The sequence below is a fragment of the Pedobacter sp. NEAU-ZC8 genome, from assembly GCF_059278965.1.
This window is the reverse complement of sequence record NZ_JCAJXC010000004.1, coordinates 62,971-89,091: the sequence shown is the minus strand read 5'-3', so window position 1 is coordinate 89,091 and position 26,121 is coordinate 62,971. Positions and strand designations below refer to the sequence as shown.

Annotated in this window: 27 protein-coding genes and 1 tRNA gene; 17 read left to right on the top strand and 11 right to left on the bottom strand. The window is 42.4% G+C overall.

What is annotated here, in order from left to right; all coding sequences use genetic code 11:
* Positions 1 to 92: 92 nt before the first annotated feature.
* The 5 genes from AC5WJX_RS04765 to AC5WJX_RS04745 all read left to right on the top strand — a co-directional run bounded on the left by AC5WJX_RS04765 (position 93) and on the right by AC5WJX_RS04745 (position 3,461).
* Positions 93 to 1,547, top strand: a complete 1,455-nt coding sequence (locus AC5WJX_RS04765) for an RtcB family protein (RefSeq protein ID WP_494483573.1) — start codon at positions 93 to 95, stop codon at positions 1,545 to 1,547.
* 72 nt (positions 1,548 to 1,619) lie between these two features.
* Complete coding sequence (locus AC5WJX_RS04760) at positions 1,620 to 1,823, top strand: hypothetical protein (protein ID WP_440430429.1); 204 nt, start codon at positions 1,620 to 1,622, stop codon at positions 1,821 to 1,823.
* A 141-nt stretch (positions 1,824 to 1,964) separates the two neighbouring features.
* Positions 1,965 to 2,213: a hypothetical protein gene (locus AC5WJX_RS04755; RefSeq protein ID WP_440430430.1), complete on the top strand. Its 249-nt coding sequence runs from the start codon at positions 1,965 to 1,967 to the stop codon at positions 2,211 to 2,213.
* A 65-nt stretch (positions 2,214 to 2,278) separates the two neighbouring features.
* Entirely contained in the window at positions 2,279 to 3,004 is a 726-nt protein-coding gene (locus tag AC5WJX_RS04750; protein ID WP_494483572.1) for a DUF3891 family protein, read from the top strand.
* On the top strand, positions 2,994 to 3,461 hold the full coding sequence (locus tag AC5WJX_RS04745) for a hypothetical protein (protein WP_494483571.1): 468 nt from the start codon (positions 2,994 to 2,996) through the stop codon (positions 3,459 to 3,461). The genes AC5WJX_RS04750 and AC5WJX_RS04745 overlap by 11 nt, the downstream gene beginning before the upstream one ends.
* Before the next feature lie 2 nt (positions 3,462 to 3,463).
* Here the strand turns inward: AC5WJX_RS04745 and AC5WJX_RS04740 are convergent, their stop codons facing one another.
* The gene (locus AC5WJX_RS04740; RefSeq protein ID WP_494483570.1) at positions 3,464 to 4,288 is read right to left on the bottom strand and encodes a hypothetical protein; all 825 of its coding nucleotides are present in this window, start codon (positions 4,286 to 4,288) and stop codon (positions 3,464 to 3,466) included.
* 181 nt (positions 4,289 to 4,469) lie between these two features.
* On the opposite strand from AC5WJX_RS04740, the gene AC5WJX_RS04735 reads away from it, so the two are divergent.
* The 10 genes from AC5WJX_RS04735 (at position 4,470) to AC5WJX_RS04690 (ending at position 14,668) form a co-directional block, all read left to right on the top strand.
* Positions 4,470 to 5,300, top strand: a complete 831-nt coding sequence (locus AC5WJX_RS04735) for an alpha/beta hydrolase (RefSeq protein WP_494483569.1) — start codon at positions 4,470 to 4,472, stop codon at positions 5,298 to 5,300.
* Positions 5,301 to 5,303: 3 nt separating this feature from the next.
* Positions 5,304 to 6,710, top strand: coding sequence for a glycogen synthase (locus AC5WJX_RS04730; protein WP_494483568.1), 1,407 nt, complete (start codon positions 5,304 to 5,306; stop codon positions 6,708 to 6,710).
* A gap of 10 nt (positions 6,711 to 6,720) precedes the next feature.
* Positions 6,721 to 7,992 carry a glucose-1-phosphate adenylyltransferase gene (locus AC5WJX_RS04725; protein WP_440430436.1) on the top strand — a complete coding sequence of 424 codons (1,272 nt, stop codon included), beginning with the start codon at positions 6,721 to 6,723 and terminating at the stop codon, positions 7,990 to 7,992.
* A 71-nt stretch (positions 7,993 to 8,063) separates the two neighbouring features.
* Positions 8,064 to 8,861: an ABC transporter substrate-binding protein gene (locus tag AC5WJX_RS04720; protein WP_494483567.1), complete on the top strand. Its 798-nt coding sequence runs from the start codon at positions 8,064 to 8,066 to the stop codon at positions 8,859 to 8,861.
* Between the two features lie 84 nt (positions 8,862 to 8,945).
* On the top strand, positions 8,946 to 9,848 hold the full coding sequence (locus tag AC5WJX_RS04715; RefSeq protein ID WP_494483566.1) for a glycosyltransferase family 8 protein: 903 nt from the start codon (positions 8,946 to 8,948) through the stop codon (positions 9,846 to 9,848).
* A gap of 297 nt (positions 9,849 to 10,145) precedes the next feature.
* Positions 10,146 to 10,227: transfer RNA gene (locus AC5WJX_RS04710), tRNA-Leu, on the top strand.
* Positions 10,228 to 10,298: 71 nt separating this feature from the next.
* Positions 10,299 to 11,645 (top strand): trigger factor, encoded by a 1,347-nt coding sequence (gene tig / locus AC5WJX_RS04705; RefSeq protein WP_494483565.1) that lies wholly within the window; start codon positions 10,299 to 10,301, stop codon positions 11,643 to 11,645.
* A 158-nt stretch (positions 11,646 to 11,803) separates the two neighbouring features.
* Positions 11,804 to 12,493 carry an ATP-dependent Clp endopeptidase proteolytic subunit ClpP gene (gene clpP / locus AC5WJX_RS04700; protein WP_440430439.1) on the top strand — a complete coding sequence of 230 codons (690 nt, stop codon included), beginning with the start codon at positions 11,804 to 11,806 and terminating at the stop codon, positions 12,491 to 12,493.
* 4 nt (positions 12,494 to 12,497) lie between these two features.
* Positions 12,498 to 13,739, top strand: a complete 1,242-nt coding sequence (clpX, locus tag AC5WJX_RS04695) for an ATP-dependent Clp protease ATP-binding subunit ClpX (protein WP_494483564.1) — start codon at positions 12,498 to 12,500, stop codon at positions 13,737 to 13,739.
* Positions 13,740 to 13,807: 68 nt separating this feature from the next.
* Positions 13,808 to 14,668 (top strand): AMP nucleosidase, encoded by an 861-nt coding sequence (locus tag AC5WJX_RS04690; RefSeq protein ID WP_494483563.1) that lies wholly within the window; start codon positions 13,808 to 13,810, stop codon positions 14,666 to 14,668.
* A gap of 70 nt (positions 14,669 to 14,738) precedes the next feature.
* Here AC5WJX_RS04690 and AC5WJX_RS04685 read toward each other — a convergent pair whose 3' ends face one another.
* From AC5WJX_RS04685 to sppA, 7 genes are all read right to left on the bottom strand, one after another.
* On the bottom strand, positions 14,739 to 15,242 hold the full coding sequence (locus tag AC5WJX_RS04685; RefSeq protein ID WP_494483562.1) for a SixA phosphatase family protein: 504 nt from the start codon (positions 15,240 to 15,242) through the stop codon (positions 14,739 to 14,741).
* A 49-nt stretch (positions 15,243 to 15,291) separates the two neighbouring features.
* Positions 15,292 to 16,272 carry a glycosyltransferase family 9 protein gene (locus AC5WJX_RS04680; protein WP_494483561.1) on the bottom strand — a complete coding sequence of 327 codons (981 nt, stop codon included), beginning with the start codon at positions 16,270 to 16,272 and terminating at the stop codon, positions 15,292 to 15,294.
* A gap of 82 nt (positions 16,273 to 16,354) precedes the next feature.
* Positions 16,355 to 16,846, bottom strand: a complete 492-nt coding sequence (rfaE2, locus tag AC5WJX_RS04675) for a D-glycero-beta-D-manno-heptose 1-phosphate adenylyltransferase (protein WP_494483560.1) — start codon at positions 16,844 to 16,846, stop codon at positions 16,355 to 16,357.
* 152 nt (positions 16,847 to 16,998) lie between these two features.
* Positions 16,999 to 17,553, bottom strand: coding sequence for a D-sedoheptulose 7-phosphate isomerase (gmhA, locus tag AC5WJX_RS04670; RefSeq protein ID WP_494483559.1), 555 nt, complete (start codon positions 17,551 to 17,553; stop codon positions 16,999 to 17,001).
* A complete protein-coding gene (rfaE1, locus tag AC5WJX_RS04665; RefSeq protein WP_494483558.1) occupies positions 17,553 to 18,536 on the bottom strand; it encodes a D-glycero-beta-D-manno-heptose-7-phosphate kinase in 984 nt (327 codons plus the stop codon). Before rfaE1 ends, gmhA begins: the two co-directional genes overlap by 1 nt.
* A gap of 218 nt (positions 18,537 to 18,754) precedes the next feature.
* Positions 18,755 to 20,440 (bottom strand): helix-hairpin-helix domain-containing protein, encoded by a 1,686-nt coding sequence (locus tag AC5WJX_RS04660; protein ID WP_494483557.1) that lies wholly within the window; start codon positions 20,438 to 20,440, stop codon positions 18,755 to 18,757.
* 79 nt (positions 20,441 to 20,519) lie between these two features.
* A complete protein-coding gene (sppA, locus tag AC5WJX_RS04655) occupies positions 20,520 to 22,289 on the bottom strand; it encodes a signal peptide peptidase SppA (protein WP_494483556.1) in 1,770 nt (589 codons plus the stop codon).
* A gap of 53 nt (positions 22,290 to 22,342) precedes the next feature.
* On the opposite strand from sppA, the gene folK reads away from it, so the two are divergent.
* Together folK and AC5WJX_RS04645 are read left to right on the top strand one after the other, a co-directional pair.
* Entirely contained in the window at positions 22,343 to 22,837 is a 495-nt protein-coding gene (gene folK / locus AC5WJX_RS04650) for a 2-amino-4-hydroxy-6-hydroxymethyldihydropteridine diphosphokinase (protein ID WP_494483555.1), read from the top strand.
* 16 nt (positions 22,838 to 22,853) lie between these two features.
* The gene (locus AC5WJX_RS04645; RefSeq protein WP_494483554.1) at positions 22,854 to 23,231 is read left to right on the top strand and encodes an Hpt domain-containing protein; all 378 of its coding nucleotides are present in this window, start codon (positions 22,854 to 22,856) and stop codon (positions 23,229 to 23,231) included.
* Here AC5WJX_RS04645 and purS read toward each other — a convergent pair.
* The 3 genes from purS to rho are packed head-to-tail and all read right to left on the bottom strand — an operon-like array spanning position 23,228 to position 25,884.
* A complete protein-coding gene (gene purS / locus AC5WJX_RS04640) occupies positions 23,228 to 23,479 on the bottom strand; it encodes a phosphoribosylformylglycinamidine synthase subunit PurS (protein ID WP_440430451.1) in 252 nt (83 codons plus the stop codon). The two genes, AC5WJX_RS04645 and purS, sit on opposite strands and share 4 nt — an antisense overlap.
* Positions 23,480 to 23,500: 21 nt before the next feature.
* Positions 23,501 to 24,187, bottom strand: coding sequence for a CDP-diacylglycerol--serine O-phosphatidyltransferase (gene pssA, locus AC5WJX_RS04635; protein WP_440430452.1), 687 nt, complete (start codon positions 24,185 to 24,187; stop codon positions 23,501 to 23,503).
* A 5-nt stretch (positions 24,188 to 24,192) separates the two neighbouring features.
* Positions 24,193 to 25,884: a transcription termination factor Rho gene (rho, locus tag AC5WJX_RS04630; RefSeq protein ID WP_494483553.1), complete on the bottom strand. Its 1,692-nt coding sequence runs from the start codon at positions 25,882 to 25,884 to the stop codon at positions 24,193 to 24,195.
* Positions 25,885 to 26,121: the final 237 nt, after the last annotated feature.

Here is a 26,121-nt window from a genome sequence, read left to right as displayed (position 1 = left end):
TTTAGATTAGTACGCTTTTTGCTGAAAGTTTAGCAACCAATCGAATTGCTGGCCGTCCATTAGTACGATCACAATACACTAGCTAAACTTGTATGAAAAGACCCTGGATCAATAAAGAAGACTTTAACGCCCTTGGCATTAATGATGCTAAGTTACAGACGAAGTTTCAGCAGGTATGCAATGGCTTACTGAAGAAGAATGATATCTCGAAGGCAGAACTACTCTCTAAGCTTGAAGAAGTTGTAGATCATCCACTCGTTTTTGCGGAAGAAAAGGGTAGTAAGTTTCGGTTCCTTGCAGAACTATTACTCGCGAAAAAAAGGCAGGAGGCAGCACCACAGACCGATGCTAAGACTTACGATCTTAAAGAGCAAGTACCGGACTTTCCAATTTATGGCGCAGAAAACATTGACGAGAAGGCCATTGGGCAAATGAATGCCGCGATGCGTCTTCCGATTTCCCTTGCTGGCGCATTAATGCCGGACGCACATTCAGGTTACGGGCTGCCTATCGGAGGGGTGCTTGCAACAGATAGCAATACCATAATTCCATTTGCGGTAGGGGTCGACATTGCATGCAGAATGTGTCTGAGCATTTACGATATCTCGGATCGCGCCTTTGACAAGGACGGCAGTCGTTTGAAGTCGATCTTAAATGAAAACACGGTCTTTGGGATGGGCGCAAAGAGCAAAAACTACTATGATACGAGTATCTTTGACCGGCATGAGTGGTCTGCCACGAAGTTGATTAGAAGCTTAAAGGATAAAGCCTATGCGCAGCTGGGTACATCTGGAACTGGTAATCATTTCGTAGAGTGGGGCACATTTAGCATTAAGGATGGTATGCTGGATGATCTCCCAGCTGGAAATTACCTGGCGCTACTTTCGCATTCCGGTTCACGGGGCTTCGGAGCCAGCATCGCTAACTATTATTCAAAGCTTGCAATGGAAAAAACGATCCTGCCCAGAGAAGCAAAGGAACTTGCATGGCTTGACCTGGATAGCGCCGAGGGGCAGGAATATTGGATTTCTATGAATTTGGCTGGCGACTATGCATCTGCAAATCACCACGAGATACATAATAAGATTTCAACCAAGTTACAGGCGCAGCCAATCTTGCGCATCGAAAACCACCACAACTTTGCATGGCAAGAACGATTGCCTGATGGAAGATCGGTGATGGTGCACCGGAAAGGTGCAACACCCGCAGGGGAAGGTGTACTTGGTATAATACCGGGGTCGATGGCAACGCCCGGGTTTTTGGTTCGCGGCAAGGGCAGTCCAGCTTCTATTGATTCCGCATCTCATGGCGCCGGCCGGTTAATGAGTAGAAATCGTGCATTCAAGGAGATTAAGCACGAAGCTGTGCAAGAACTTCTTAAGCAACATGGTATTAGCCTGCTAGGCTCGGGGTTAGATGAAGCCCCAATGGTGTATAAAGATATTCACGCGGTGATGAAAGCGCAGGAAAGCCTTGTAGAGGTTTTAGGATCCTTTATGCCCAGAATAGTTAAAATGGCAGATCCCCGGGAGCGCCCGGAGGATTAATCTTTTTTCTCAATCAAATAATTCAAACCTACTGATAATTTGGTTGTTATCTAATTAACTAAATATATGATTATGGAAAGAGAATATATGCTAGAAATGCTGGAGACCATTGAACATCAGGAAAGTTCGTCGATCCTGGGTGGAATGGAGCATGAATATGAGGAATTGGAGCGCCTGGGCTATGTGACGATACATCGGGAGCACGTTCAGCATTATGCTGTTTTAACTGCACTGGGGAAACTAAAAATCCAGCAGCTTCGAGATGAGCAAGTATAGCTTATAGGTGTGTAACCGTATTAACACTTTTATTCATGTTGTATATACTGTTAATCGAAAATTCATAAACAAAATACCTGAAACCCTGTAATATATAGCAAAAGAACCAAATTAATTAATCATCTAATCGGAGGAAAAACTATGGAATTACAAGACAATCCGCAACACAAAGAAGGACCTGTTGCAAGAACAATTGAAGAACAAACTGCTAAACTTCCATCAGACTTATTCTTATGGGCTGCATTAGGCTCTATGGGTGTTTCCTTAACACTTAAATGCCTAGGCCAGAAACATACTGCACTTTTCGTTGGACAATGGGCTGCTCCATTTTTACTTTTAGGTATTTACAATAAACTTGTGAAACTTGAAGGTCACGATAACCAGAGCTAGACAATTTTAATGATTTCTAATATCAGAATCCCAAATGCTCATTTGGGATTTTTTTATGTTTAAATATGATTGTAAACTACACAGATGCCGGTTGGCAGATCATTACACAGCGCGCACATGGACTGGTTGCGGCACAGATCTGTGCACGCTGGAAGCATGCTCTACAACCTGTTCGATGGCTGGAGACACTGATTGCTACGGCTGAGCATGATGATGTTTATAATGAGTTTGATGATGATAACTTATTGAATGCTAATGGCGGCCCTGTAAATTTCAAGATGACTGGCTTCCGCAGGGAATTTTGTGAAAGGCAATTGACCATGGCGCTCACCAAGAGCAGGTACATTGCGCTTTTAATTGCAAGGCATATTCACTTTGTGCACGGACAGGATCCGGCAGCTAAGGAATTTTGTCAGGCGCTTAAAAAGATGGAAAAGGCATGGCTGCTGGAATCGGGATCTACCAGTCAGGAAGTTGATGCTGCTTATGAGCTGCTGGAATTTTGTGATGCTTTTTCACTATTGATTTGCCAGGGACTTATTCAGCCAGAACAACGTAAAATAGAGATCAGTAATGGGCCGGATGGGAGTTCCTATACTTTCTTTATGGCTGAGGATGGTGCACTCGTAGTGGAAAGCTGGCCTTTTGAACCCAACGAATTCAAGATTTTTTATGAATCCCGAACCCTTTCGCAATTGTCGTTTAAAGATGTGCGCTCTTTTAAAAAAGCTGTAGATTTGGCGAGTGTTAGCAATCATGAGCTAACCATAAGGAAGAACAATGGAAAATGATTTTAGCGCACGGATGCAATCGCTTACGGACGATGAGTTGATGGACATCATCATCGACAAAAGATCGCACTATCAAGCGAATGCTTTAGCTGCGGCAGACCGCGAAATGTATAAGCGGGTAGTGGCTAATCCTGAATTGTCACAAAGCATGCTTCAAAGGCGTGCTGCTCATGCAAATCCTCGTGCGGCCAACGCGGAAGCACTTTGGAAGTCGGCTAAATGGGGCATTTTGTCTTTCTGCATCATTCTGTTTATCTATGAACTAATTGCAAAAAACTACAGCGGTGTTGCCTTTGTAATTCTCTTGAACTTTTTTGCCGGTGGCTTTATTGTCAAGAAACTCATAGCAGAAGGCAGAACTTTCGGCCACCCTTTTGTATTTGGCTTATTCGTGTCTGCCATGCTGTTAGTGGTACGCTTTACACTTGAAATGGTCTACCAGGCTGTATCTAAATAAAGCTAACGGTAACTAATCTTGTAGATCTTACTTTTACCGGCGGCATCGTTCTGGGTAACAGTAGCTGGATAGTTGTTTGTATTGTATTGAAACTCATAGTTCAGATCTACAGCAGGTTGATCTTCGGTTTTTATTGTCTTGACATTTGCATTTGTGTTTAGCATATAGAATGCCTCATGCTCCAGAGATAGTATTTGAAGTTGTGGTACTTGTTTGAAAATTCCAGCATGCTCATCATAGGTGTAGGTTTGGCTTGACGCCTGGCTTCCGCTTGTCTTCAGCCCTGTGAATTGTGCTTTATCATTATAACTGAATGTTTTGGATTTGATCAGCATGTTCCTGAAATCGTACCAATCTACGGTTTCAATTTGTTTAGCATCGCTGTAGTTAACCTCATAAAAACCTATGGGGCTGATCAATTTGCCACCGGCCTCAACCTTATACTGTATACCTTTAGTGACCAGACCATCGGGACTCAGAACATAGTAAACATGGTATAGCAGGTCATCCTTTAGATAACGCTTATATTCCTTGAGTCGGTTTTTGTCATTGTATAAGATCATCTCCCGTGTACCATTCGACTGCCGGATTTCGCTGAGATAATTTCCGGTAGTCGCATATTGGAGATCAATTTTTAAATTTTCGGTGCTGATACTTGAGGGTACGAGTGCTTTTATCTCTCCACCGGGACTTATGGGCTTTGTTGGCACCGCAGGAACTGCTTCCGGGCCTTCTGGACTAGCTGGGCTATTTTTTTTCTTACATGCGATTGCAAGAAGAAACAACAATGCAAGGAAAGGAATTAGAGTACTACTCGGCTTTTTCATTTGATTTGGTTTAGGTCGGTTTGTATCAATCTCAATTTAAACAGGAACATTATCAATGCTTTAACTGAAATCCGACTGAAATTTGTGTTTTAAGAAAACAATTTCATCAATTTGGATATTTTGATGCATGTTTATACCTGAGAATAAATTTATCTATATTCAGACTTTAAATTGTGTTACAATGAATTCTGGCATTTCGTCAAAAAAACTATTCGCCTTATTGTTGCTGCTGGTCTTTACCTTGCCTGTATTTGCTGCCAAGGTAGATACGCTTTCTACTTATAGTGGATTGATGAAAAAGAACATTAATGCGGTTGTGATTCTGCCCGAGCAATATAGTAAAGGCGGGCAGTATCCCGTGGTTTACCTGCTTCACGGTTATAGTGACCGTTATTCAAAGTGGGTGAATACAGTTCCAGCTATAAAAAATCAGGCAGACCGCTTGAACCTGATCATTGTTTGTCCTGATGGCAATTATTCGAGCTGGTATTTTGACAGTCCTGTTGATCCAAAATGGCAATACGAAAGCTATATCACGAAAGAGCTTGTACCAGAGATCGACAAGCGGTATAAGACCATCAAAGATAGAACGGGAAGGGCAATCACAGGATTAAGTATGGGTGGGCACGGTGCTTTATACCTCGCTATTAAACATCAGGATCTTTTTGCTGCAGCAGGCAGTATGAGTGGCGGTGTAGATTTAAGACCGTTTCCCGACAGCTGGTCGATCAAAGAACGTTTAGGATCCTATGATCAATTTCCAGACAGATGGTCGGCAAACTCGGTTATTGAGATGACACATCTCATTAAGCCTGGGAGCCTTGCTTTGATCATCGACCGTGGCAGGGATGATTTTTTCTACCGGGTGAACGTTGCGCTCCATGATAAGTTGATGTACCAGAATGTTGCACACGATTTTATCATTCGCCCGGGGGAACATAATTGGGATTATTGGGCAAATTCCATTACCTTTCAGTTGTTATATTTTAGCAATTCTTTCAACAAAATTTAAAAGATGGAAATCATACACTTCAGTGCTGAATGTTACCCTATTGCGAAGGTCGGTGGATTAGGCGATGTAGTAGGTGCATTACCGAAGTATCAAAATAAGATCGGCCATATTGCTAAAGTTGTCATGCCTGCTTACGAGAACAAATTCCTTCATGAAAATGAATTTGAAGGTGTTTACGATGGCTGGGTAGAAGTTGGCACCAGGAACTTTCAGGTAAGGATTCTCCGGGAGAAGACAAATAAACTAGGCTTCGATCTATACCTCGTTCATATTCCGGGGCTACTGAACCGGCCTAAGGTTTACGGCTACGAGGATGATACCGAGCGTTTCCTGGCATTTCAGATTGCTGCATTGGACTGGATACATCAGTGGCAACACAAACCAGACGTAATGCATTGCCACGATTACCACACTGGTCTTATCCCTTTTATGGCTTCAAATTGTGCCAGATTCTGGCGCCTAAATAACGTGCCTACAGCGCTTACTATACACAACGCGCAGTACCAGGGGCAGTTTGGATGGGACAAGCTTCACTTGATCCCTGTTTTCGACTTGCGGAACTCGGGTAAGCTGGAGTGGGATGGAGCGATCAATCCTTTGGCTTCAGCCATAAAGTGTGCATGGAAGATATCCACCGTTTCGCCGAGCTACATGGAGGAAATAAGCTATAAGGCGAATGGGCTTGAAACTTTATTACAACGTGAAAGGGCAAAGTCGCAGGGGATCTTAAACGGTATTGACAATGATGTCTGGGATCCTGCAATCGATCCGATGCTCCCTAAGAATTTTAACCTGCGTACGGTTGAAGCCGGAAAAAAGGCAAACAAACAGGCATTATGCGATGTTTTCAATCTGGATCCTGCTAAACCACTATTTACTTTTATCGGGCGATTGGTGGGTGAGAAGGGTGCTGACTTGCTGCCGGCGATCTTTGATAATGTACTTACACAAAGCGATCGGGCCATGAACATACTGATTTTAGGTTCGGGAGAAAGGCATGTGGAGCAGCAGCTAGAGCAGTTGAAGGAGAAGTATAAAGGTGTATATAATACCTACATCGGGTACCATGAACAGTTGTCTCACCAAATATATGCCGGCGCAGATTTTCTGTTGATGCCGTCAAGGGTTGAACCTTGTGGCTTAAATCAGATGTACGCGCTTCGGTACGGAACAATTCCAATTGTGCGTAGGGTTGGAGGACTGAAGGATACCGTTACCGATATTGGGGATGGGGGATTTGGACTCTGCCACGATCAGGCCACTGTAGGTGACGTTGAACATGCCGTAGGACGGGCATATCATTTATATCAGAATACAAAGGCGCTAAAAGACATTAGAAAATTTATTATGAAACTTGACCATTCCTGGGACAGATCAGCTCAGGACTACATTAATTTTTACCAAATATAAACTTAAGTATATGACCGAAAAAGTATTGGGAGTTATTCTTGGCGGGGGCCAGGGCTCCAGGTTGTCACCGCTCACTCAGACCAGATCAAAACCGGCAGTACCTATTGCGGGAAAATACCGTTTAGTTGATATTCCAATTTCGAATTGTCTAAATTCGGGCATCCATAGGATGTTTGTGCTTACACAGTTTAATTCGGCCTCATTAAACAAACACATCAAAAACACCTATCACTTCAGTCATTTTAGTGATGCTTTTGTCGATATCCTGGCTGCAGAACAAACCCCAGAAAATCCAACATGGTTTCAGGGAACGGCAGATGCGGTTCGCCAGACGATGCACCATTTGCTGAACCACGAGTTTGAATATGTGCTGATATTATCAGGAGATCAACTCTACCAAATGGATTTCAACGAAATGGTAAATGCCCATATCGAGAGTAAGGCTGAGGTGACCTTAGCGACAATTCCGGTTACAGCAAAAGATGGAACGGATTTCGGGATCTTAAAAGCAAACGAAGAAAATATCATCACTTCGTTTACCGAAAAGCCAAATTCTGAACTTATCAAAGAATGGAGCTCTGACACTGGTCCTGAAATGCAGGCAGAGGGAAGAAATTATCTGGCTTCAATGGGCATCTATATTTTCAACAGGGATTTGTTGATCCGGATCTTTGATGAAAATCCAAATGAGAAGGATTTCGGTAAAGAAATCATTCCGATGGTTTTGAACCAATTTCGGGTGCTGAGCTATCAGTATGAAGGTTACTGGACAGACATTGGTAATATATCATCCTTCTTTGAAGCCAACCTAGGCTTAACAGATGATATTCCGAAGTTTAACTTGTTTGATAGTCATCAGAGTATTTTCACTAGACCAAGGATGTTGCCGCCATCTAAGATCCTGGGAACAACATTAAATAAAGCAGTAATTGCTGAGGGTTGTATTCTGCAGGCGGAATTTATTAGCCATGCGGTTATCGGAATCAGATCGAGAATTGGTAGAGGTACAAAAATTGAAAATGCCTATATTATGGGTAGTGACCGGTACCAAACGCTGCAGCAGATACAAGAAGAAAACGACGCGGGACATCCCTTGATCGGTATCGGAGATGACTGTGAGATCTCTAACGCCATCATTGATAAGAACTGCCGGATCGGAAATAATGTTCAGATTAAAGGTGGTGAGCATCTCCCAGATGGAGATTTTGGTTTCTACGCGGTGAAAGACGGCATTGTGGTGGTTAAGAAAGGTGCTGTGGTGCCTTCAGGTACCTCGATTTAAACTAGATTGTTTGCTTATTATAAAGGTAAATGTGATCTGCTTTACAGCAGGAATCATTTACCTTTGTTTTTATGAAGAAAACTTTTACTGATCAGCTTGGTGACAGCATTACGTTAGACTTTCCTCCTAAAAGGATCATTTCACTCGTTCCGTCTCAAACGGAGTTGCTATTCGATCTTGGCCTGAACAACGAGGTCGTAGGGGTGACAAAGTTTTGCGTCCATCCAGAAGAAAAGGTGCAATCGAAAACCAAGATCGGTGGCACAAAGAAGTTGGATCTGCAGAAAATACGCTCGTTAAAACCGGATCTGATCATCGGGAATAAAGAGGAGAATGAACGAGCGGACATTGAGGCACTGCAAAAGGAGTTTCCGGTTTGGATGAGCGACATCTACACGCTGGATGACGCGACGAACATGATCCACCATATTGGGGAACTTACTGACCGTTCACCGGAGGCGGGTTACCTGATCCATCTGATAAATGCCGGCTTCGGAGATTTACAAAAGCTAGCGCTCGAGCGGGGAATTTCCCAAAAGGTACTATATATGATATGGAAAAAACCATATATGGCGGCAGGGCGCAATACCTTTATCGATGATGTGCTTAGACGGATTGGATTAGAGAATGTCTTGTCAGGCACCAGGTATCCAATGTTAGAAGTTGAGGAATGTTCGGGCTTGAAGCCAGATCTGGTGTTGCTATCGAGCGAGCCTTATCCATTTAAGCAGAAAAATATAGAAGAATTCAAGCAGTTACTTCCTGATAGTAGGGTGCTCGTTGTTGATGGGGAGATGTTTTCGTGGTATGGTAGCAGGTTGGTAAAGGCAATAGGATACCTTTTTGAGCTGAGAATGAGATATTTGTGAATATTATTGACTTCAAAATGAGCAACTTGTGTATTTTCATGTTCGTAACTTGCAGTTGTAGTACAAGTATCAACCCTATGATATATGAACAAAGAAACGAACCAGGAACCGATCACGGTTGTTGTTGCAACAGACAACTTCTATGCGATCCTACTTTCCGCCCTGTTGAAGTCGATAGAACAAAATCATGTATCTGAAGAGCCAATTCATGTTCATGTTATTAATGATGGCATTTCAGCCAGAAATATCTCCCGTATCACTCAGACGGTCAGCCCAGACTTATTCACTTTCTCTTGGCATAAGGTTGCTGATGTTGTACCGAAAGGCTTTAAATTTCCAAGGGATGTTTCTGCACTGCCAGTTACGATGTATTTGAGATTATTTGGTCCTTATCTCGTGCCTGCAGAAACAAAAAAGTTGTTGTATCTAGATGTAGATATGATCATGCTGAAGGATATTTCGTCGCTTTGGAATGTACAACTTGGAGAAAAGATTGTTGCAGCTGTCCAAGATCGCTGTTTAACAATGCGAAGCGGCTGGGGCGGAGTTGCAAACTACGAGGCCTTAGGTCTGAGAGCTGACGACCCATACTTTAACTCTGGACTTCTGTTAATTGATCCTGCAAAATGGCGGGAACTAGATGTCGCGAGCAAAGTCATAAAAGTGGTAAGTGAAAATACCAAATTTGCAAAGTGGCCCGATCAATATGGCTTGAATGTTGTTTTAGCTAATCGGTGGCTAATGCTTGATCCGAATTGGAATGCTTTTGTAGATCAGCTGTATGATGATCCTTTTCTATTACATTATCTTAATATAAAACCGATCTTTAAGTCATATAATTCCGAGCCTACATACTTTGATATATTCCATTTCTATTTGAAACAAACGCCTTTCAGGAACTTCAAAGTTATCGGTCATAGTCATCTTCTGTTTCGCAAAGTCGCAAACAAAATAAATAAAAAGCTGGTTAAATTCTCTATTTCGTGACATGCGTGTTGTCTGGTACCATGCCTTGTCTGGCTTTATTGGACAAAACTATGGTGAAACTGGAAAACTTCCTCGCGGATCGACGCATATTTTACCTTCCTTTCTCTCGGATTATCTGCAACTTTCAGTCAATCGGAACCTCACTTGGCCCTGAGCCTGGGTGATTAGCATTAAATGATGAAAATTATTGTTCTGATATTTAAGCCGTTATTAAATAAATGCTAAAATAATTCTGATAGCTTTTTGATAAACTAAAGTAATCTCTATATTTGCAGAACAAAACAATTCCTAAATGATGCGGATGTGGCGTAATTGGTAGCCGCACCAGACTTAGGATCTGGCGCTTCACGGCGTGGGGGTTCGAGTCCCTTCATCCGCACTAATGATTCCCCCGATGTATTTCGGGGGATTTTTTTTATTAAAAAGATTGTAAATTCTGATTCTGAAAAAATGAACATTACACAGGAAAAAATCAACGACCTAAATGCTGTTATCAAGATTAGCATTGCCCCTGAGGATTATACAGAGAAGGTTGAAAAAACAATAAAAGATCAAGCTAAAAAAGCTACCCTTCCTGGTTTTCGTAAGGGAATGGTTCCAGTAGCACACATCAAAAAAATGTACGGAAGAAGCATCCTGGTTGAAGAAATCAACAAAATGCTTTCCGACACATTGAATAATTACCTTTCTGAAAATAAAGTAGAAATTTTAGGTCAGCCTCTGCCTAAAATGGACGATTCTAAAGAGTTTAAATGGGACTTTACTGACGCATTTGAATTCGAATACGAAATTGGCTTGGCACCAGCGGTAGAAGTAAACATCAGCGCTGCTGACGAGTTTAAAGCTTACCAGGTAAAAGCTGACGAGGAAACGCTTGCTTCAAGGATCAAAAACATCCGTAAAAGTTATGGCAAAATGACAAACCCGGAAGTTTCGGCAGACGAAGATGTGCTATATGCTGAATTAGCAGAGCTTTCGGCCGATGGTTCAGTTTTTGAAGGTGGCATTAACCATACTGGTTCGATCCGTTTAGATCAGGTTACTGACGAAAATGTAAAAAAATCATTGATCGGTCTAAAGAAAGATGATGTCGTTCAATTGGATCTTCAACAAGCTTTTGGCAATAATGAGAACGTTATCTCTAAGTTGTTAGATATTAATGAAGAAGCTGCAAAAGAATTAAAATCTACCTTCCAGGTAACTGTTAAGAATGTTAACCGTCTGGAAGAAGCTGATTTGAACCAGGAGTTCTTTGATAAAATATTTGGAGAAGGAGTTGTGACCGACGAAGCTGGTTTTACTGCCAAGATTACTGAAGAAATTGAAGGCATGTTTAAACAGGACGCTGACCGGAAACTTCAGAATGACATGTATACTAAGCTTACTGAAGAAATCAAAATGGAGCTTCCAGATGAGTTTTTACGTAAGTGGTTGAAAGCTACAAACGAGAAATTAACTGACGAGGAGTTAGCTGAAGGTTATGATGACTTTGCTAAAAACCTTAAATGGACTCTGATTGAGAACAAGATCATTAAAGACAACAACATCGAAATTAAATACGATGAGGTGTTTGCAACTGCTAAAGAGCGCTTGGATGCACAGTTTAGAATGTATAGCCCCGCGCCTATGCCGGACGATCAACTGACGCAGTATACAACAACCTTCCTTCAGGAGAGAGATAATGCAAACAGGATTTTTGAAGAGGTAAAAGCACTTAAAGTGTTTAACCACATTAAATCTGTAGCAACGATCAATGAAGAAGAAATTGCTTATAATAAATTTATAGAGATGAACTAGTTGTTTAAAAACAAAATCTCTAGTAATAATATTTATTTAAGGCGGCCTTATCCAAGGCCGCCTTACTTATATACCAGAAATCAAATTTTACATTGCAACAATTAATTTTCAATTTAGTATTAGTACTATTGGATAAGGACACATAGAAAAACTTACACATGAATATAGACAAAGATGAATTTAGAAAATATGCTGTAAAGCATCATCGTATTAACGGGTTGAATGTGGATCGTTTCATTGGCAGAACCAATAACAATCCGAAAAGCATGACACCTTATATTATCGAAGAGCGTCAGTTGAATGTAGCTCAGATGGATGTTTTCTCTCGCTTGATGATGGATCGTATTATCTTCTTAGGCGATGCTATTCACGATGGCAATGCAAACATTATTCAAGCGCAGTTGCTGTTCCTGCAATCCACAGACAACAACAGAGATATTCAGATTTACATTAACTCACCAGGCGGATCAGTTTACGCTGGGTTGGGAATTTATGATACAATGCAGTACATCAGCCCGGATGTAGCAACAATTTGTACAGGTATGGCAGCTTCAATGGGGGCGGTATTGCTTGTTGCAGGTGCTAAGGGAAAACGTGCTGCATTACCACACTCGCGTGTGATGATTCACCAGCCATCAGGTGGTGCACAAGGTGTAGCATCAGATATGGAGATCAATTTGAGAGAGATGCTTAAGTTGAAAAAAGAACTATATGATATCATTTCAAACCATTCAGGCCAAACTTACGAATGGGTTGAGAAAGCCTCAGATCGTGATTACTGGATGAAAGCTGAAGAAGCGAAAGATTTTGGAATGATTGATGAGGTATTGATAGGACACAACAAATAATAAAATGGCTAAACAAACAAAAGAATCTCGTTGCTCATTTTGTGGTTCCAGTAAACAGGATACCTTAATGCTGATTGAGGGGCTTGATGCGTATATCTGCGATAAATGCGTGGTGCAGGCAAATCAGTTGGTATTACAGGAATTTGGAAACCAGAAAAGCAGGAACGTTGATGCTTCATTGAAGTTGCTTAAACCGCTTGAAATAAAGCAACATATTGACCATTATGTTATTGGTCAGGATGATGCGAAAAAAGTTTTGTCGGTGGCGGTTTATAATCACTACAAGCGTTTAAGCCAAAAGGTGAACAAGGATGATGAGGTAGAAATTGAGAAATCGAACATCATGCTTGTTGGAGAAACTGGAACTGGCAAGACGCTTCTGGCAAAAACTATAGCAAAAATTCTCCATGTTCCATTCTGTATCTGCGATGCAACAGTTTTAACTGAAGCAGGATATGTGGGGGAAGACGTTGAAAGTATTCTTACCCGTTTGCTACAGGCAGCTGACTACGATGTGGCTTCTGCTGAACGCGGTATCGTTTATATTGATGAGGTTGATAAAGTCGCCCGCAAGAGCGATAATCCATCGATCACTCGTGATGTTTCCGGTGAAGGCGTTCAACAGGCACTGTTGAAGATCCTGGAAGGTACTGTGGTTAACGTTCCACCACAAGGTGGTCGTAAACACCCTGATCAGAAGATGATTCCAGTAAATACCAACAATATTCTTTTCATCTGCGGTGGTGCATTCGACGGTATCGAAAGGAAAATTGCTAACCGTCTTCGTACGCAGGCTGTTGGTTACAAGGTGAAAAAAGATGAAGCAGATTTAGATCTTAAGAATCTGTATAAATACATCACACCTCAAGATTTAAAATCATTCGGATTAATCCCTGAACTGATTGGACGTGTGCCTGTATTAACGCACTTAAATCCGCTGGATAAAGCAGCACTTAGGAATATTCTTACCGAGCCGAAAAACTCTTTATTACGTCAGTATGTGAAGTTATTTGAATACGAAGGTGTAAAGCTGGTTTTCGACGACGAGGTGCTTGATTTCATCGTAGATAAAGCGATGGAGTATAAACTTGGCGCCAGAGGTTTACGTTCTATTTGCGAAGCGATCATGCTTGATGCCATGTTCGACATTCCATCAGACACGGATATAAAAGAATTGAATATCTCACTAGATTATGCGGTTGAGAAATTTGAAAAGGCGGATTTTAAAAAGCTAAAAGCTGCTTAAAAAAAGATCCCCTGAATAGGGGATTTTTTTTACACTAAACTTTTTTAAACCATTAATAGCTTATGTATATGAATGAAGAAATAGACGTAAAAAAGAATTCCGGAACCCCGAAGGTGAAAAAACCAAAGGAGGTAGAATCTCCTGTTAAGTCAGGCTTAAAATCTAAAGATCAGATCGTCAAGAACTGGCTGCCAAGATATACTGGCCGTCCGCTTGAAGATTTTGGGCAGTACATTCTCCTGACCAATTTCAGCAAATACCTCCAGATGTTTTCTGAGTGGAATGACAATGCGCCGATTATGGGTATTGACAAGCCTATGCAGAGCGTGTCTGCTGGTGGCATAACCATCATCAATTTTGGAATGGGCAGTCCCCTTGCCGCAACTATGATGGATTTACTGTCCGCGATTCAGCCAAAAGCCGTGTTGTTCCTTGGAAAGTGCGGTGGATTGAAAAAGAAGAATCAACTTGGTGACTTGATTTTGCCAATAGCCGCTATTAGAGGCGAGGGTACATCAAATGACTATCTTCCAGCTGAAGTTCCTGCATTGCCGTCGTTTGCACTGCAAAAGGCAATTTCGACCACGATCAGGGATCACTCGAGAGATTACTGGACCGGAACCTGCTATACCACAAACCGCAGGGTTTGGGAGCACGACAAGGAATTCAAAAAATATCTTAAAACACTTCGCGCAATGGCGGTAGACATGGAAACTGCGACGATCTTCACGACGGGCTTTGCCAATAAGATACCTACGGGCGCTTTACTACTGGTATCGGATCAGCCGATGATACCTGAGGGTGTTAAAACCGCTGAAAGCGATAGCAATGTGACCAACACTTATGTGGAAACACATTTGAAGATCGGAATTGATTCCTTGAAGCAGCTGATCAACAATGGACTTACCGTTAAACACCTGAAATTCTAGGTTATCAGTAAGTCAATGATATCAACTGGGTAGGGACTGAAGTTGATTAAACATGTTGTTTTTGTACGATCTATTGAGCAGAAGCTGCTCCAGGATAGTCAAATAACAACATGCTTCCTTGACCTTTGCTTACCAAACTCCAAGCTTCTATCTCAAAGGTAATCACCACTATCCCGCAGGTCGGCATGGTATAAACACCCTCATCGGCAAGGTATCCCGCTAATGCTGATATTTCCGGGTTGTGGCCGAAGATCGCTGCCGAGTCAGCACCATTATCCAACCCATTTACAACACTTAAAAGTGCCGGAATGCTCGCATCGTAGAGTGTTGATTTCTCTACTATGCTGTGGTGTTCCTTATCCCAAATACCAGCAAATATCTTTGCTGTTGAAATCGCCCTTATGGCCGGGCTACTTACCATCAGATCTGGGATCAACTTTCTATTTCGAAGACGAAAAGCCATTTCTTGAGCCTCATTTACCCCAACGCTGTCCAGTGTCCGATCAAAATCCATTAGTCCAAGAGTGCCGCTCCTTGCGTTTGCGTGTCGTATAAGGATAAGTTGTTTGCTCATATTTTAGGATCTTTCTATCCTAACACCAATAGCGTACCAAAATGCGCCGTTAGTTATTGATGAAGTCTGTTATCATCCCATTTGGAATGTCTTTCATGCATTTGAAGTGTCCTAGTGGACAAGCTTCACGGCCAAACTTAGAGCAGGGGCGACAGGGCAGCTCGATGCCGGCTTCGAGCGAATGTGTTATTTTATATGGAAAAACACCAAGCAATTCTGGGGCAGTACTTCCCCAGATGGACACTAGGGGCATGTTAAATGCTTCAGCGATATGCGTAAGTCCAGTGTCAAAACCGATGACTTTTTTAGCCTTTGAAACAATGAACACAGATTGATCCAGGTTGGTCTTACCACATGTCGAGTAAACCTTGTCCCCCAGGGCATCTTGTATAATTTTTGCATTCTCCAGCACATCATTTCCGCCCAGAAGAACAATCGGATCATGGATATCACGGCAAATTTCAATCACCTTTTCCACCGGCATACGTTTAGTGAAATGGGTTGCACCAATAATAAATGCTACGTAAGCTTCTGAATGGCTCTGAGGCAGTAGCTCTTCAATGTTGTATGACTTAGCCACACGATAGTCGATAGGTTTGTCGTCGTTCTTTATACCCAAGAACTTTACTGCTTTGAGATACCGATCAACAAGGTGCTCCTTTGGATAAAGGCTGGTCCATTTGAATTTCAAGCCAAGCCATTTTCTAAGACGATCCTTCTTATAAGTAGATGCAGGTAAGCCCGTAGCCAGTTTGATGATGGTTGTGCGTAAATTGTTATGAAGATCGATGATAAGATCAAATCGTTCTCCTTTAATGTCGGATAGGGTATCCTTCAACTTTGGCTTAAGCAAGTGCAGTTTATCCAGGTATGGATTGTTTTCGTAGATGTACTTAAACTGTTCCTTCGTCAAGAAGTGAATTTCAGACCCAGGAAGTTGCAGCTTAAGGCAACGAACCACAGGAGTAGTATAGATGATGTCTCCCATGGAGCTGAACCTGATTACCAGAATTTTCTTGGGCTGTTTCAATCGTAGAAGTTTTGCTTAACGCAAAGTTATAAAAACATTGTCATTCCTGTTAAGGCGCCGGATACGGTAGTACTCAATCGTCCTAACCAGCTTTGATTTTTTCAATAATCGCACTAGAGGAGTAACCAGGTAAGAAGCTAAGGATTTTAACCTCACCACCATTAGCCAGAACTTCCCTGGCGCCGGCAATCTGATGCACTTCGTAGTCGCCGCCTTTCACTAACACATGAGGGTTTATTGATTTGACTAATTCAAGTGGAGTGTCTTCTGAGAAAAGTACTACTGCGTCGATGAAAAACATACTCGCCAACATAGCAGAACGGCTGCTTTCATTGTTAACCGGTCGATTTGGTCCTTTTAACCGCGATACGGAGCTGTCGCTATTTAATCCGATAATCAGGATATCGCCCAGACTTGCAGCCTCGGACAGATAGGCAATATGCCCTGCATGAAGCAAATCAAAGCATCCGTTTGTAAATACAATCTTTTTGCCTGCAGATTTCCATTCGGCCAGCTTTGCATTCAGAGATTCACTCTCTAGTATCTTGTGTTTTAAAATTTCCGCTGTGTTCATATGCTTTATACAAGTTAATAAAAAAAAGCTGGCCTGAGGTTTCAAGACGCGTTCTTGCCTCGGGTAAGCTTCATCGTTGTTGCAAACCCTTGTAGCAATTTATCGAAACAGCAATAAGGGCGGGGATGATGCTAGCTGGAAAGGGTTATATTTTAATACGCTGCATCAATAGCCTTGCAAAAAATGTGGCCGATCAGGATGTGCATCTCCTGGATCCTTGCTGTTGTATCATCCGGCACCACAATATTCAGATCACACAGTTCGTTCATTTCACCACCATCTCTGCCAGAGAGTCCGAGGGTAAGGCAACCATATTCTTTGGCCGTATGTAGCGCATGGATGACGTTTTTGCTATTCCCACTTGTAGAAATTGCGATAAACAGATCTCCAGGGCGAGCTAGTGCTGCTATCTGTCTGGAAAATACATGATCATAACCGTAATCGTTTGAAATCGCCGTTAAAGCCGAAGTGTCCACGGTAAGTGCAATAGCAGGTAGGGCCTTACGTTCCTTTACGTACCGGCCGGTTAGCTCTGCCGCAATGTGTTGTGCATCAGCTGCACTGCCACCGTTTCCGGCGATAAGCACCTTTGATCCCGCTTGTAGTACCTCCGTTAACATGTCCGTGCCCTGTTGAATTGCCGGTATCAGCTGTTCTATAACGCGTGTAAGGGTTTGTTGATGGCTTTGCAGTTCTTCCGCGATCATTATTTGGTGTTTTTTATTGCATTTATAATTTCTTCAATAGACGTGGTGGCACTACCAATCTGCCTGATCACAATGGAGGCAGCAAAGTTAGCATATCTGCAGGCATCTTCGATGTCGAATCCCAAGGACAGGCAGTAGGCAAGTGTGGCCATTACGGTATCACCTGCACCAGTAACATCATAAACCTCTGTAGCTACTACGGGTAAAATCTTCGACCCATCCGGTGTGATGATTGCGATGCCACCTTCAGAAAGCGTTACAATAAGGTACGCAGACGATGTGCATTCGAAAATCACTGCGGCAGCTTTCTCCAAGTCAATCTGAGTATTTACCCTGGCGGTCTTTGCGGCTTCGGCCAGTTCTTTGCGGTTAGGTTTTATCAGGTATGCCCCTTGATACTTGCTATAATCAAGCCCTTTGGGATCGACTATAATCTTTTTACCAAAATCGTGGCAACGTGCAATAATCGCGGGCGACAAGTTATGCGTCAATAGTCCCTTATTGTAATCAGATAAGATTACGATGTCAGCATCCTGGATCGCTTGATCTAAGCCTGATAGAAACGTTTCACTTAACGCATCAGAAATATCATGGGTATCTTCCTTGTCAATCCGTACAATCTGGTGCGTACCAGCAATAACGCGGGTTTTAACCGTGGTGCTCCTGGAATCGTCCTTTATGATCAGCTTGGTATTGATATGCTTCTCCTGAAGAATCGTAATAATCTCTGAAGCAAAAATATCATCACCCAGCACACCAGCCAAGGTTACCTTAGCGCCAAGGTCAACCAGATTCGAAGCAACATTCGCTGCTCCACCGACTATTTTCCGCTCCCGTTGTACGTTTACGACAGGAACCGGGGCCTCCGGAGAAAGGCGCGTAGCACTTCCAAATATATAATCATCGAGCATCAAGTCACCGATAACCAGGATGTTCGGTTTAGGTCTGTTTAAATGTGCTTCGTGTAGTTTCTCTGCAAGCATGCAATTTTGTTAATTTTCAAATATAGAGATTAGAAAGCTGAAAAGCATGCTAAGGTCGTGCAAACGCTACTCAGGGTGCGTCCCGTAACTAAGCAGAGGCAAAAATTGCTAACATTCTAGGACTACCATTTTATTAAAAATCCTGAAGAATATCAGTCTTCGCCTTCCTCAACTGCACCAGGCCATCTATTTCAAAGGGATAATAGGTGCATAAAAATTTAGATCATGGCCTTGCGCTTGTCGAAATATCTGGTAATCTCTTCAAGGCTGAGTGCATTGAGACAGCTTTTTGCCTCAAGTCCACCTTTTCTACCAACATAAACGCCATAATGCATATCCCTGAACTTTTCCATTCTGTGTGCATCAGGATTTATCGACAACAGCACGCCTTTTTCCAGCGCATAGCGATGCCATCTCCAATCCAGGTCCAGACGCAGTGGGTTTGCATTAATCTCAATCACGACCTTGTTTGCAGCACAGGCATCAATCACCTTTGCGTAGTCAATATCGTAGCCTTTTCTACTGAGTAGCAATCTGCCAGTAGGGTGGCCCAGGATCGTGGTATATGGATTTTCAATTGCTTTGATCAATCTGGCTGTTGCTTTCTGCTCATCCATGCGAAGGTTGCTGTGAACCGAGGCAACCACAAAATCAAACGAGCGCAATACCTCGTCACTATAGTCCAGCGACCCGTCGTTCAGGATATCGCTTTCGATCCCTTTAAAAATCTTGAAAGGTCCCAGCTTCTCGTTAAGCGCTTCAATTTCCCGTTGCTGCGCCTCTACACGGGGTTCGTATAAACCTTTAGCATAGAAAGCCGACTTGGAATGGTCACAAATGCCGAGGTACTCCAAAGAAAGTTCATCCCGGCAGTATAGCGCCATTTCCTCAAGCGTGTGTACACCATCACTCCATGTCGAGTGATTGTGCAGGCTGCCTTTCAAATCCGAATAGGTGATTAAAGCTGGTAAACTTCCTTGCTGTGCACGTGTGAGCTCGTCCAGACCTTCACGCAATTCCGGCAATATATAGCTCAGGCCTGCTTTTTCATAGATTTCTTCTTCAGTCGAGAATGGCCCCTCGCCAACAAGCGCTAAAACCTGGGTAACATGATTAGCTGCACCGGTCAGTGTAAAAAACTCTAAGGCAAATGCTGCCTTGGTAACAATGTGTAGCTTTATCTTCAAACCAAAGGGGCTGTCGGCGACAAAAACGCCTTCGCTTTCCGCAGTAAAAACAAGCGGACTATATCCGCTGATCTGCTTCCAAGCCAGCTCTGGATCGTCTGAACCCACTACAAACACTAGATCTTCAATGATCTCGCAGTAACGACGATAGTCGCCTGCAATTTCAATAAGCGCGGCTGGTTCCAGATTACTCAGCCAGAGCGCCAGTTCCTCTTTTATCTCCGTAGCAAGTGGCTCAGCCTGAGCGTATAGGAATTTGCCCGTTCCCGCCATATTGAATTCAATAAGCCTTTTTACCTCATCCTGTGTCTTTAAACCAAAGCCTTTGGCCTCAATCAAGCGGTTTTCATTACAGGCATAGTAAAGTTCACCCAGGTTTTCAATGCCTAGTTCTTTCCAAATGGTCAGAATCTTCTTCGGGCCAAGGCCTTTTAAGCTTAGCATTTCAATAATACCTTCGGGGATTTCTGCCGATAAGCGTTCAATATCCGAGAGCATACCGGTTTGTAACACTTCCCAGACTTTCGCAGCCGTGCTTTTACCCAAACCCTCAATCTGGCTTATTTCTTCCAGCGACTTACTACTGATCGGATAGGGGAGCTTATCTATCTTAATTGCAGCATTTGCAATCGTTTTGATCTTAAAAGAATTCTCCTGCTGCAGCTCCATCAATTGTGAAAGCAGGCGGAAAGTACGAGATATGGTTTTATTTTCCATGAACCGCTAAATTAGAAAAAAAGGCATAAAAAAATCCCCATCTGCATTACAGAAGGGGATTTTCAATCATTATCAAAGCTTAATTTACTCGAATTTCGTAGGGTAATCGTGCTTGTAAACCAGAGTTTAATATTGCCTTTTTCATCTGTTGATAGATCATGTAATTATCCCCAAGCTCTTCCTTGGCAAAGTACACGCGTACTTTATCTTCAGCATTAGATAAAAACTGGTTCAAAGGCGCGATCTTGTCCGGGTATTCAATAACCCTGAAGTTCTTCAACCCCGCCTTCTTTGCAGCAGCATTTATCGCATCCTGGAAGTTGCCCAAACGATCAGCCAGTCCGATTTTCACCGCATCTGTTCCAACCCAAACGCGTCCGCCGCCAATAGAATCAACGGCAGCTTTCGACTTGTTTCTGCCAGAAGCTACGCGGCTAAGGAAAGTATCATATACATGATTGATGTCAGACTGAATTAATTGTCTTTCAGAAGGGGTAAGGGGACGGTAGGTACTCATGATGTCTGCATATTTCCCGGTTTTAACATTGTCGAATGTGATACCCAGTTTATCATTAAGCAGATTCTGGAAGTTGGGAATGATACCAAATACCCCTATAGATCCTGTAATGGTATTAGGTTGTACAAAAATTGAATCTGCTGCAACACCCATGTAGTAGCCACCAGAAGCTGCCACATCACCAAAAGATGCGATAACGGGTTTTACTTTCTTGCTCAATTCGACCTCACGCCACATTACATCTGAGGCCAGTGCACTTCCACCGCCACTGTTGATACGCAAAACGATCCCTTTAATACTGCTATCTTGTCTGGCCTTCCTAATTTCACGGGAAATCCGTTCCGAGCCAATCGATTCATCAGAACCTTCGCCTCCAATGATGTCGCCATTAGCATAAATCACCGCAATTTTATCTTTGGTTGAGTAGTCAGCGGATGATACATTTTCTGCGTAATCGTTGATAGAAACGGTATTCAAGGTCTTTTTGCCTGCACGGCCACTTAGTTTTTTCAACTCCTCAATTACTTCATCCTTGTAACGTAAGCCATCAACCATCTTGTAGGTTAGTGCATCATCAGCAAGCTGTATTCTGTAGTCATTCGCGTAAGCATATAAGCTGTCTTTTGCAATTTTGCGCGATTCAGCAACTGCAGACAAGAATACATCATACAAACCGCCAACGTATGCATTTACCTGCTTGCGGTTAAAATCACTCATCTTTTCATTTATAAATGGCTCAACCGCACTTTTATAATTACCCACACGGATAATTTGTGCCTCCACGCCAAGTTTCTCCAGGGCGCCCTTGAAGAACATCAGTTCAGAACTGAAACCTTTAAATTCCATAGCACCCTGTGGATTTAAATAAACCTTATCTGCTGCTGAGGCGAGGTAATAAGCATCCTGGTTATAAAGTTCGCTGTAAGCCACAATGGTTTTTTTGCTTTTGCGGAAATCAAGCAATGCGTCCCGAACTTCCTTTAATGTTGCTTTACCGGTAGCCGGAGCAGAAACATTCAGATAGATACATTTGATGTTGTCATCTGTCTTAGCCTCTTTCAATGCCTTGATGAGGTCGTAGAAACCTATCGACTTACCCGACATGGAACCGAGGAATGGAAGATTATCGAATTTATTATCGGGAGTACGTTCTAGAATTGCCTGATCCAGGTTCAGAATGAGCACAGAATTACTGGTCGTCTCTACTTTTTTATCCTTGCTGATTGTGGACAGCATACCCGCTAAAATGACGAAACAGAAGATAATCACTAGGACAATTGAGATAACGAATCCGACAACCGTAGCAAAAACATACTTAAAAAATTCTCTCATGTGAAGGTTTAGTATTTAATTTGTAAATATAGTAATAAGGACTTCGGTTTAATATGGTTTTAGAGTACAAAGAGGTCTATATGTTACTGGGAAGTAATTTGGGCGACCGTGAATTAATGATGCGGCAGGCAATTGAAAGGATTGAAGCAGAGATTGGTGATGTATGTTTGCGTTCATCGTTGTACGAAACCGCGCCCTGGGGCAACACAGCGCAGCCCGCGTTCCTCAACATGGCAATTATGGTGCAAACTTCTTTAAGCGCCTTAGAAGTTCTAGAAAAGGCTTTAAACATTGAAAAGCAACTTGGCAGGCAACGCACAGAGCGCTGGGGCTCCAGAACCATTGATATAGACCTGATCTTCTATGCATCAGCGATTGTAAATGTTGAAGGTAAACTCACCATTCCGCATCCAGAGATGCAAAACCGCAGATTTGTGCTCGAGCCATTAGCAGAAATTGCCGCAACATACATCCATCCGGTGCTCAACAGCAAAGTAGAAGATTTGTTGCAATCTTTACATGATGATACAGCCGTTAAAAAAATATAATTTCTAATATTGCACTATGATCGATAAAGCAAAAAATGCTGAACCTTTAGACCTATCCTATTTAAGGGATATGTCGGGTGATAGTATAGAATTCATGATTGAAATGCTTGAAATGTTTAAGCAGCAAACTCCAATCTACATAGACGACCTATCCCGGGCACTTGAAGAAAAGAACTGGCCAAAGGTTTCCAGTTGTGCGCATAAAATAAAACCCACGTTTGCTTACGTGGGTCGTGACGATGCTAAAAATCATATGCAGCTTATGGAGGTAAATGCACGCGATCAGAAAGATCTGGAAGCATTGCCGGCAGCCCTTGAAGAACTAAACAGCTTTATTGCAATCCTCAATGTGCAGATTGATACTGCAAAGTCAGAATTAGAAAAGCAGCTTTAAACAGCTGCTATTTTAAATTCATAGCTTTCCATAATCAGGTTGGCTAATAATTGCTTACAAGCACGATCAACTTTTTCGCTCGCTTCTGCTTCACTTTCCGCCTCAACTTCCAGGCTGATGTGTTTACCGACACGCACATTGGTGATTTCGCCTAAACCAATATTTTTCATGCTACCAGTTACCGCTTTTCCCTGAGGGTCAAGAATCTCTTTTTTTGGCATTACGTCGATCTGTGCAATAAATTTCATTGGTCTATTTTTTAAATGATGTTAGTTATATGGGTTGTTTCTAAAATGAACAAAAGAACTCAAAATGTAGAGCACCAATACAAATGGTATGGCCACAAATTTAAGAAAAGCAATCAATACTGCCGATATAATCAGAAAAACGAATTTCGTTTTATTATCCGCCCAGGCCATTGTTCCAAACTTCAGGGAGAAAATTCTGATCTCAGAGATCAGCAACCAACTCACCAGTACAGTGATACCAACCAGCAGCAGGGGAGAGCCAATAAGTCCGGGGTATTGCAACTGAATGAAGGGCAGGGATACAATAAACAGGGTGTTCATTGGCGTATTTAAACCTATAAAGTCCTCTGTTTGTCTCGTATCGATGTTGAATTTTGCCAGACGTAATGCAGAGAATATGGTAATTAAAAATCCGAAGTAAGGTAAATACGCGATGTCGCTTTGTGTCTGTTCAAGCAACTTAAACATCACAGCACCTGGTAAAAAACCAAAGCTTACCATATCCGCAAGGGAGTCGAGCTCTTTGCCAATCGGCGATTTCACATTCAGCATGCGAGCCAAATTGCCATCGAAAAAGTCAAAAATCCCTGAAATCAGCACGGCATAAGCCGCTACGTCCAGCCGGTTATTAAAAGCAAAAACAACCCCAATACAACCAGATAATAAGTTGGCACATGTTAATGCATTGGGGATATGTCTTTTTATCATTCTATTTAGCTATTCATTGAAATAAGGAACTCTTCATTGCTCTTGGTATTTCGGATCTGAGCCTGAACAAATTCCATTGCTTCCTGCGCATTCATGTCAGCTAAATGGTTACGTAAAATCCAAACACGTTGTAACGTATCTCTATCGTGTAGTAAATCGTCTCTTCTGGTACTAGAAGCGGTAATATCAATTGCAGGGAAGATACGTTTGTTCGATAACTTACGATCTAGCTGAAGTTCCATGTTACCGGTTCCTTTGAATTCTTCAAAGATCACTTCATCCATTTTAGAACCTGTTTCGGTAAGTGCCGTAGCTAAAATGGTTAATGAACCACCTTTTTCAATATTACGTGCTGCTCCGAAGAAGCGTTTTGGTTTATGAAGGGCATTTGCATCCACACCACCAGATAAGATCTTGCCTGATGCTGGTGCAGTAGTATTGTATGCCCTGGCCAGACGGGTAATGGAGTCTAACAGTATTACTACATCATGTCCGCACTCAACCAGGCGCTTTGCTTTTTCAAGCACGATATTGGCGATCTTAACGTGTCTTTCAGCAGGCTCATCAAAAGTAGAAGCAATAACTTCTGCTCTCACGCTACGTGCCATGTCAGTTACCTCTTCCGGACGCTCATCAATCAAAAGAATGATCAGGTAAACTTCAGGATGGTTTTTAGCAATTGCATTTGCAACTTCTTTTAACAGGTTCGTTTTACCTGTTTTCGGCTGCGCTACAATCAAACCACGCTGACCTTTACCAATTGGTGTAAAAAGGTCAATGATCCTGGTAGAGTAGTTGTTCGTTTCGGTGAAGAGGTTTAAGCGTTCCTGTGGGAATAACGGGGTTAGATAGTCGAAAGGAACGCGGTCCCTTACGTCTGCCGGCGTGCGACCATTGATGGTTTCCACGCGAACCAATGGGAAATATTTTTCACCTTCTTTGGGCGGGCGGATACTACCTTTTACAGTATCACCGGTTTTAAGTCCGAATAATTTTATTTGCGACTGCGATACATAAATATCATCCGGAGAGGATAGGTAGTTGTAATCTGCAGATCTTAAAAAGCCATAACCGTCGGGCATGATCTCCAATACACCTTCATTGGTGATGGTATTATCGAAATCAAGATTCGAGTAGCTATTTTCCGCTTGTTTAGTATGATTAGGGTTTTTTGGCCTGTTTTCTTCGCGGGCGGGTCTTGCCTCTTTCTGTTTCGCAGGTCTGTTCTGGTTACCGTCAACTTTGTTACGGTGCTGCCCAGGTTTTTCCTCTGTGCGGGCTGCAGCTTGTTCTGCAGGGACAGCTGTGCTTACTTCAGGCACTGCTTCCACGTTCTCTACCGGGCTAGCTGCTTCGGTTACCTGCTCTACTTCAGGCAACACTTGCACGTCATTTTCCCGGGCCAGTTCAGGGGCGAAAAGGCCAGCAGAAGGCGCATTGTCGTCTTTTGCGGCTATTCTGGTACGCTTGCGAACCGGTTTATCTAAAGTTGCAGACTTGGTTAACCGGGCTTTAGGGGCTTTTACTTCAGCCACTGCTTCGGCAGGAGCACCAAGGGTTTCCTGTTCAGCAATCTGCGATATAATTTCAACTAATTCTGGTTTGCGAAGAGTGTCTGTATTTAAAATGCCATTAGCTTTTGCAAGCTCACGCAGTTCAGCCGTAAGCTTTTCATTTAATTCTGTTTTGTTAAACATTATATGGTTGTAGAGAAATTTGTATAAAGGAAGTTTTCAATTGTATAAAGCAATTAAATGCAATTAAAAAGGTAAAATAGTACAGTTTTAAAAATCGAGATTTTCTGATTGTTCAGATGAACTATAGAGAATTATGCTGCAATTGTATGTATAACTTATCTATTCTCCAAAAAAAACTCAAATTAACAGGTACGTTTTTCTCGTTCTACCACCAATTCAGTGCCAATTTACATAGAT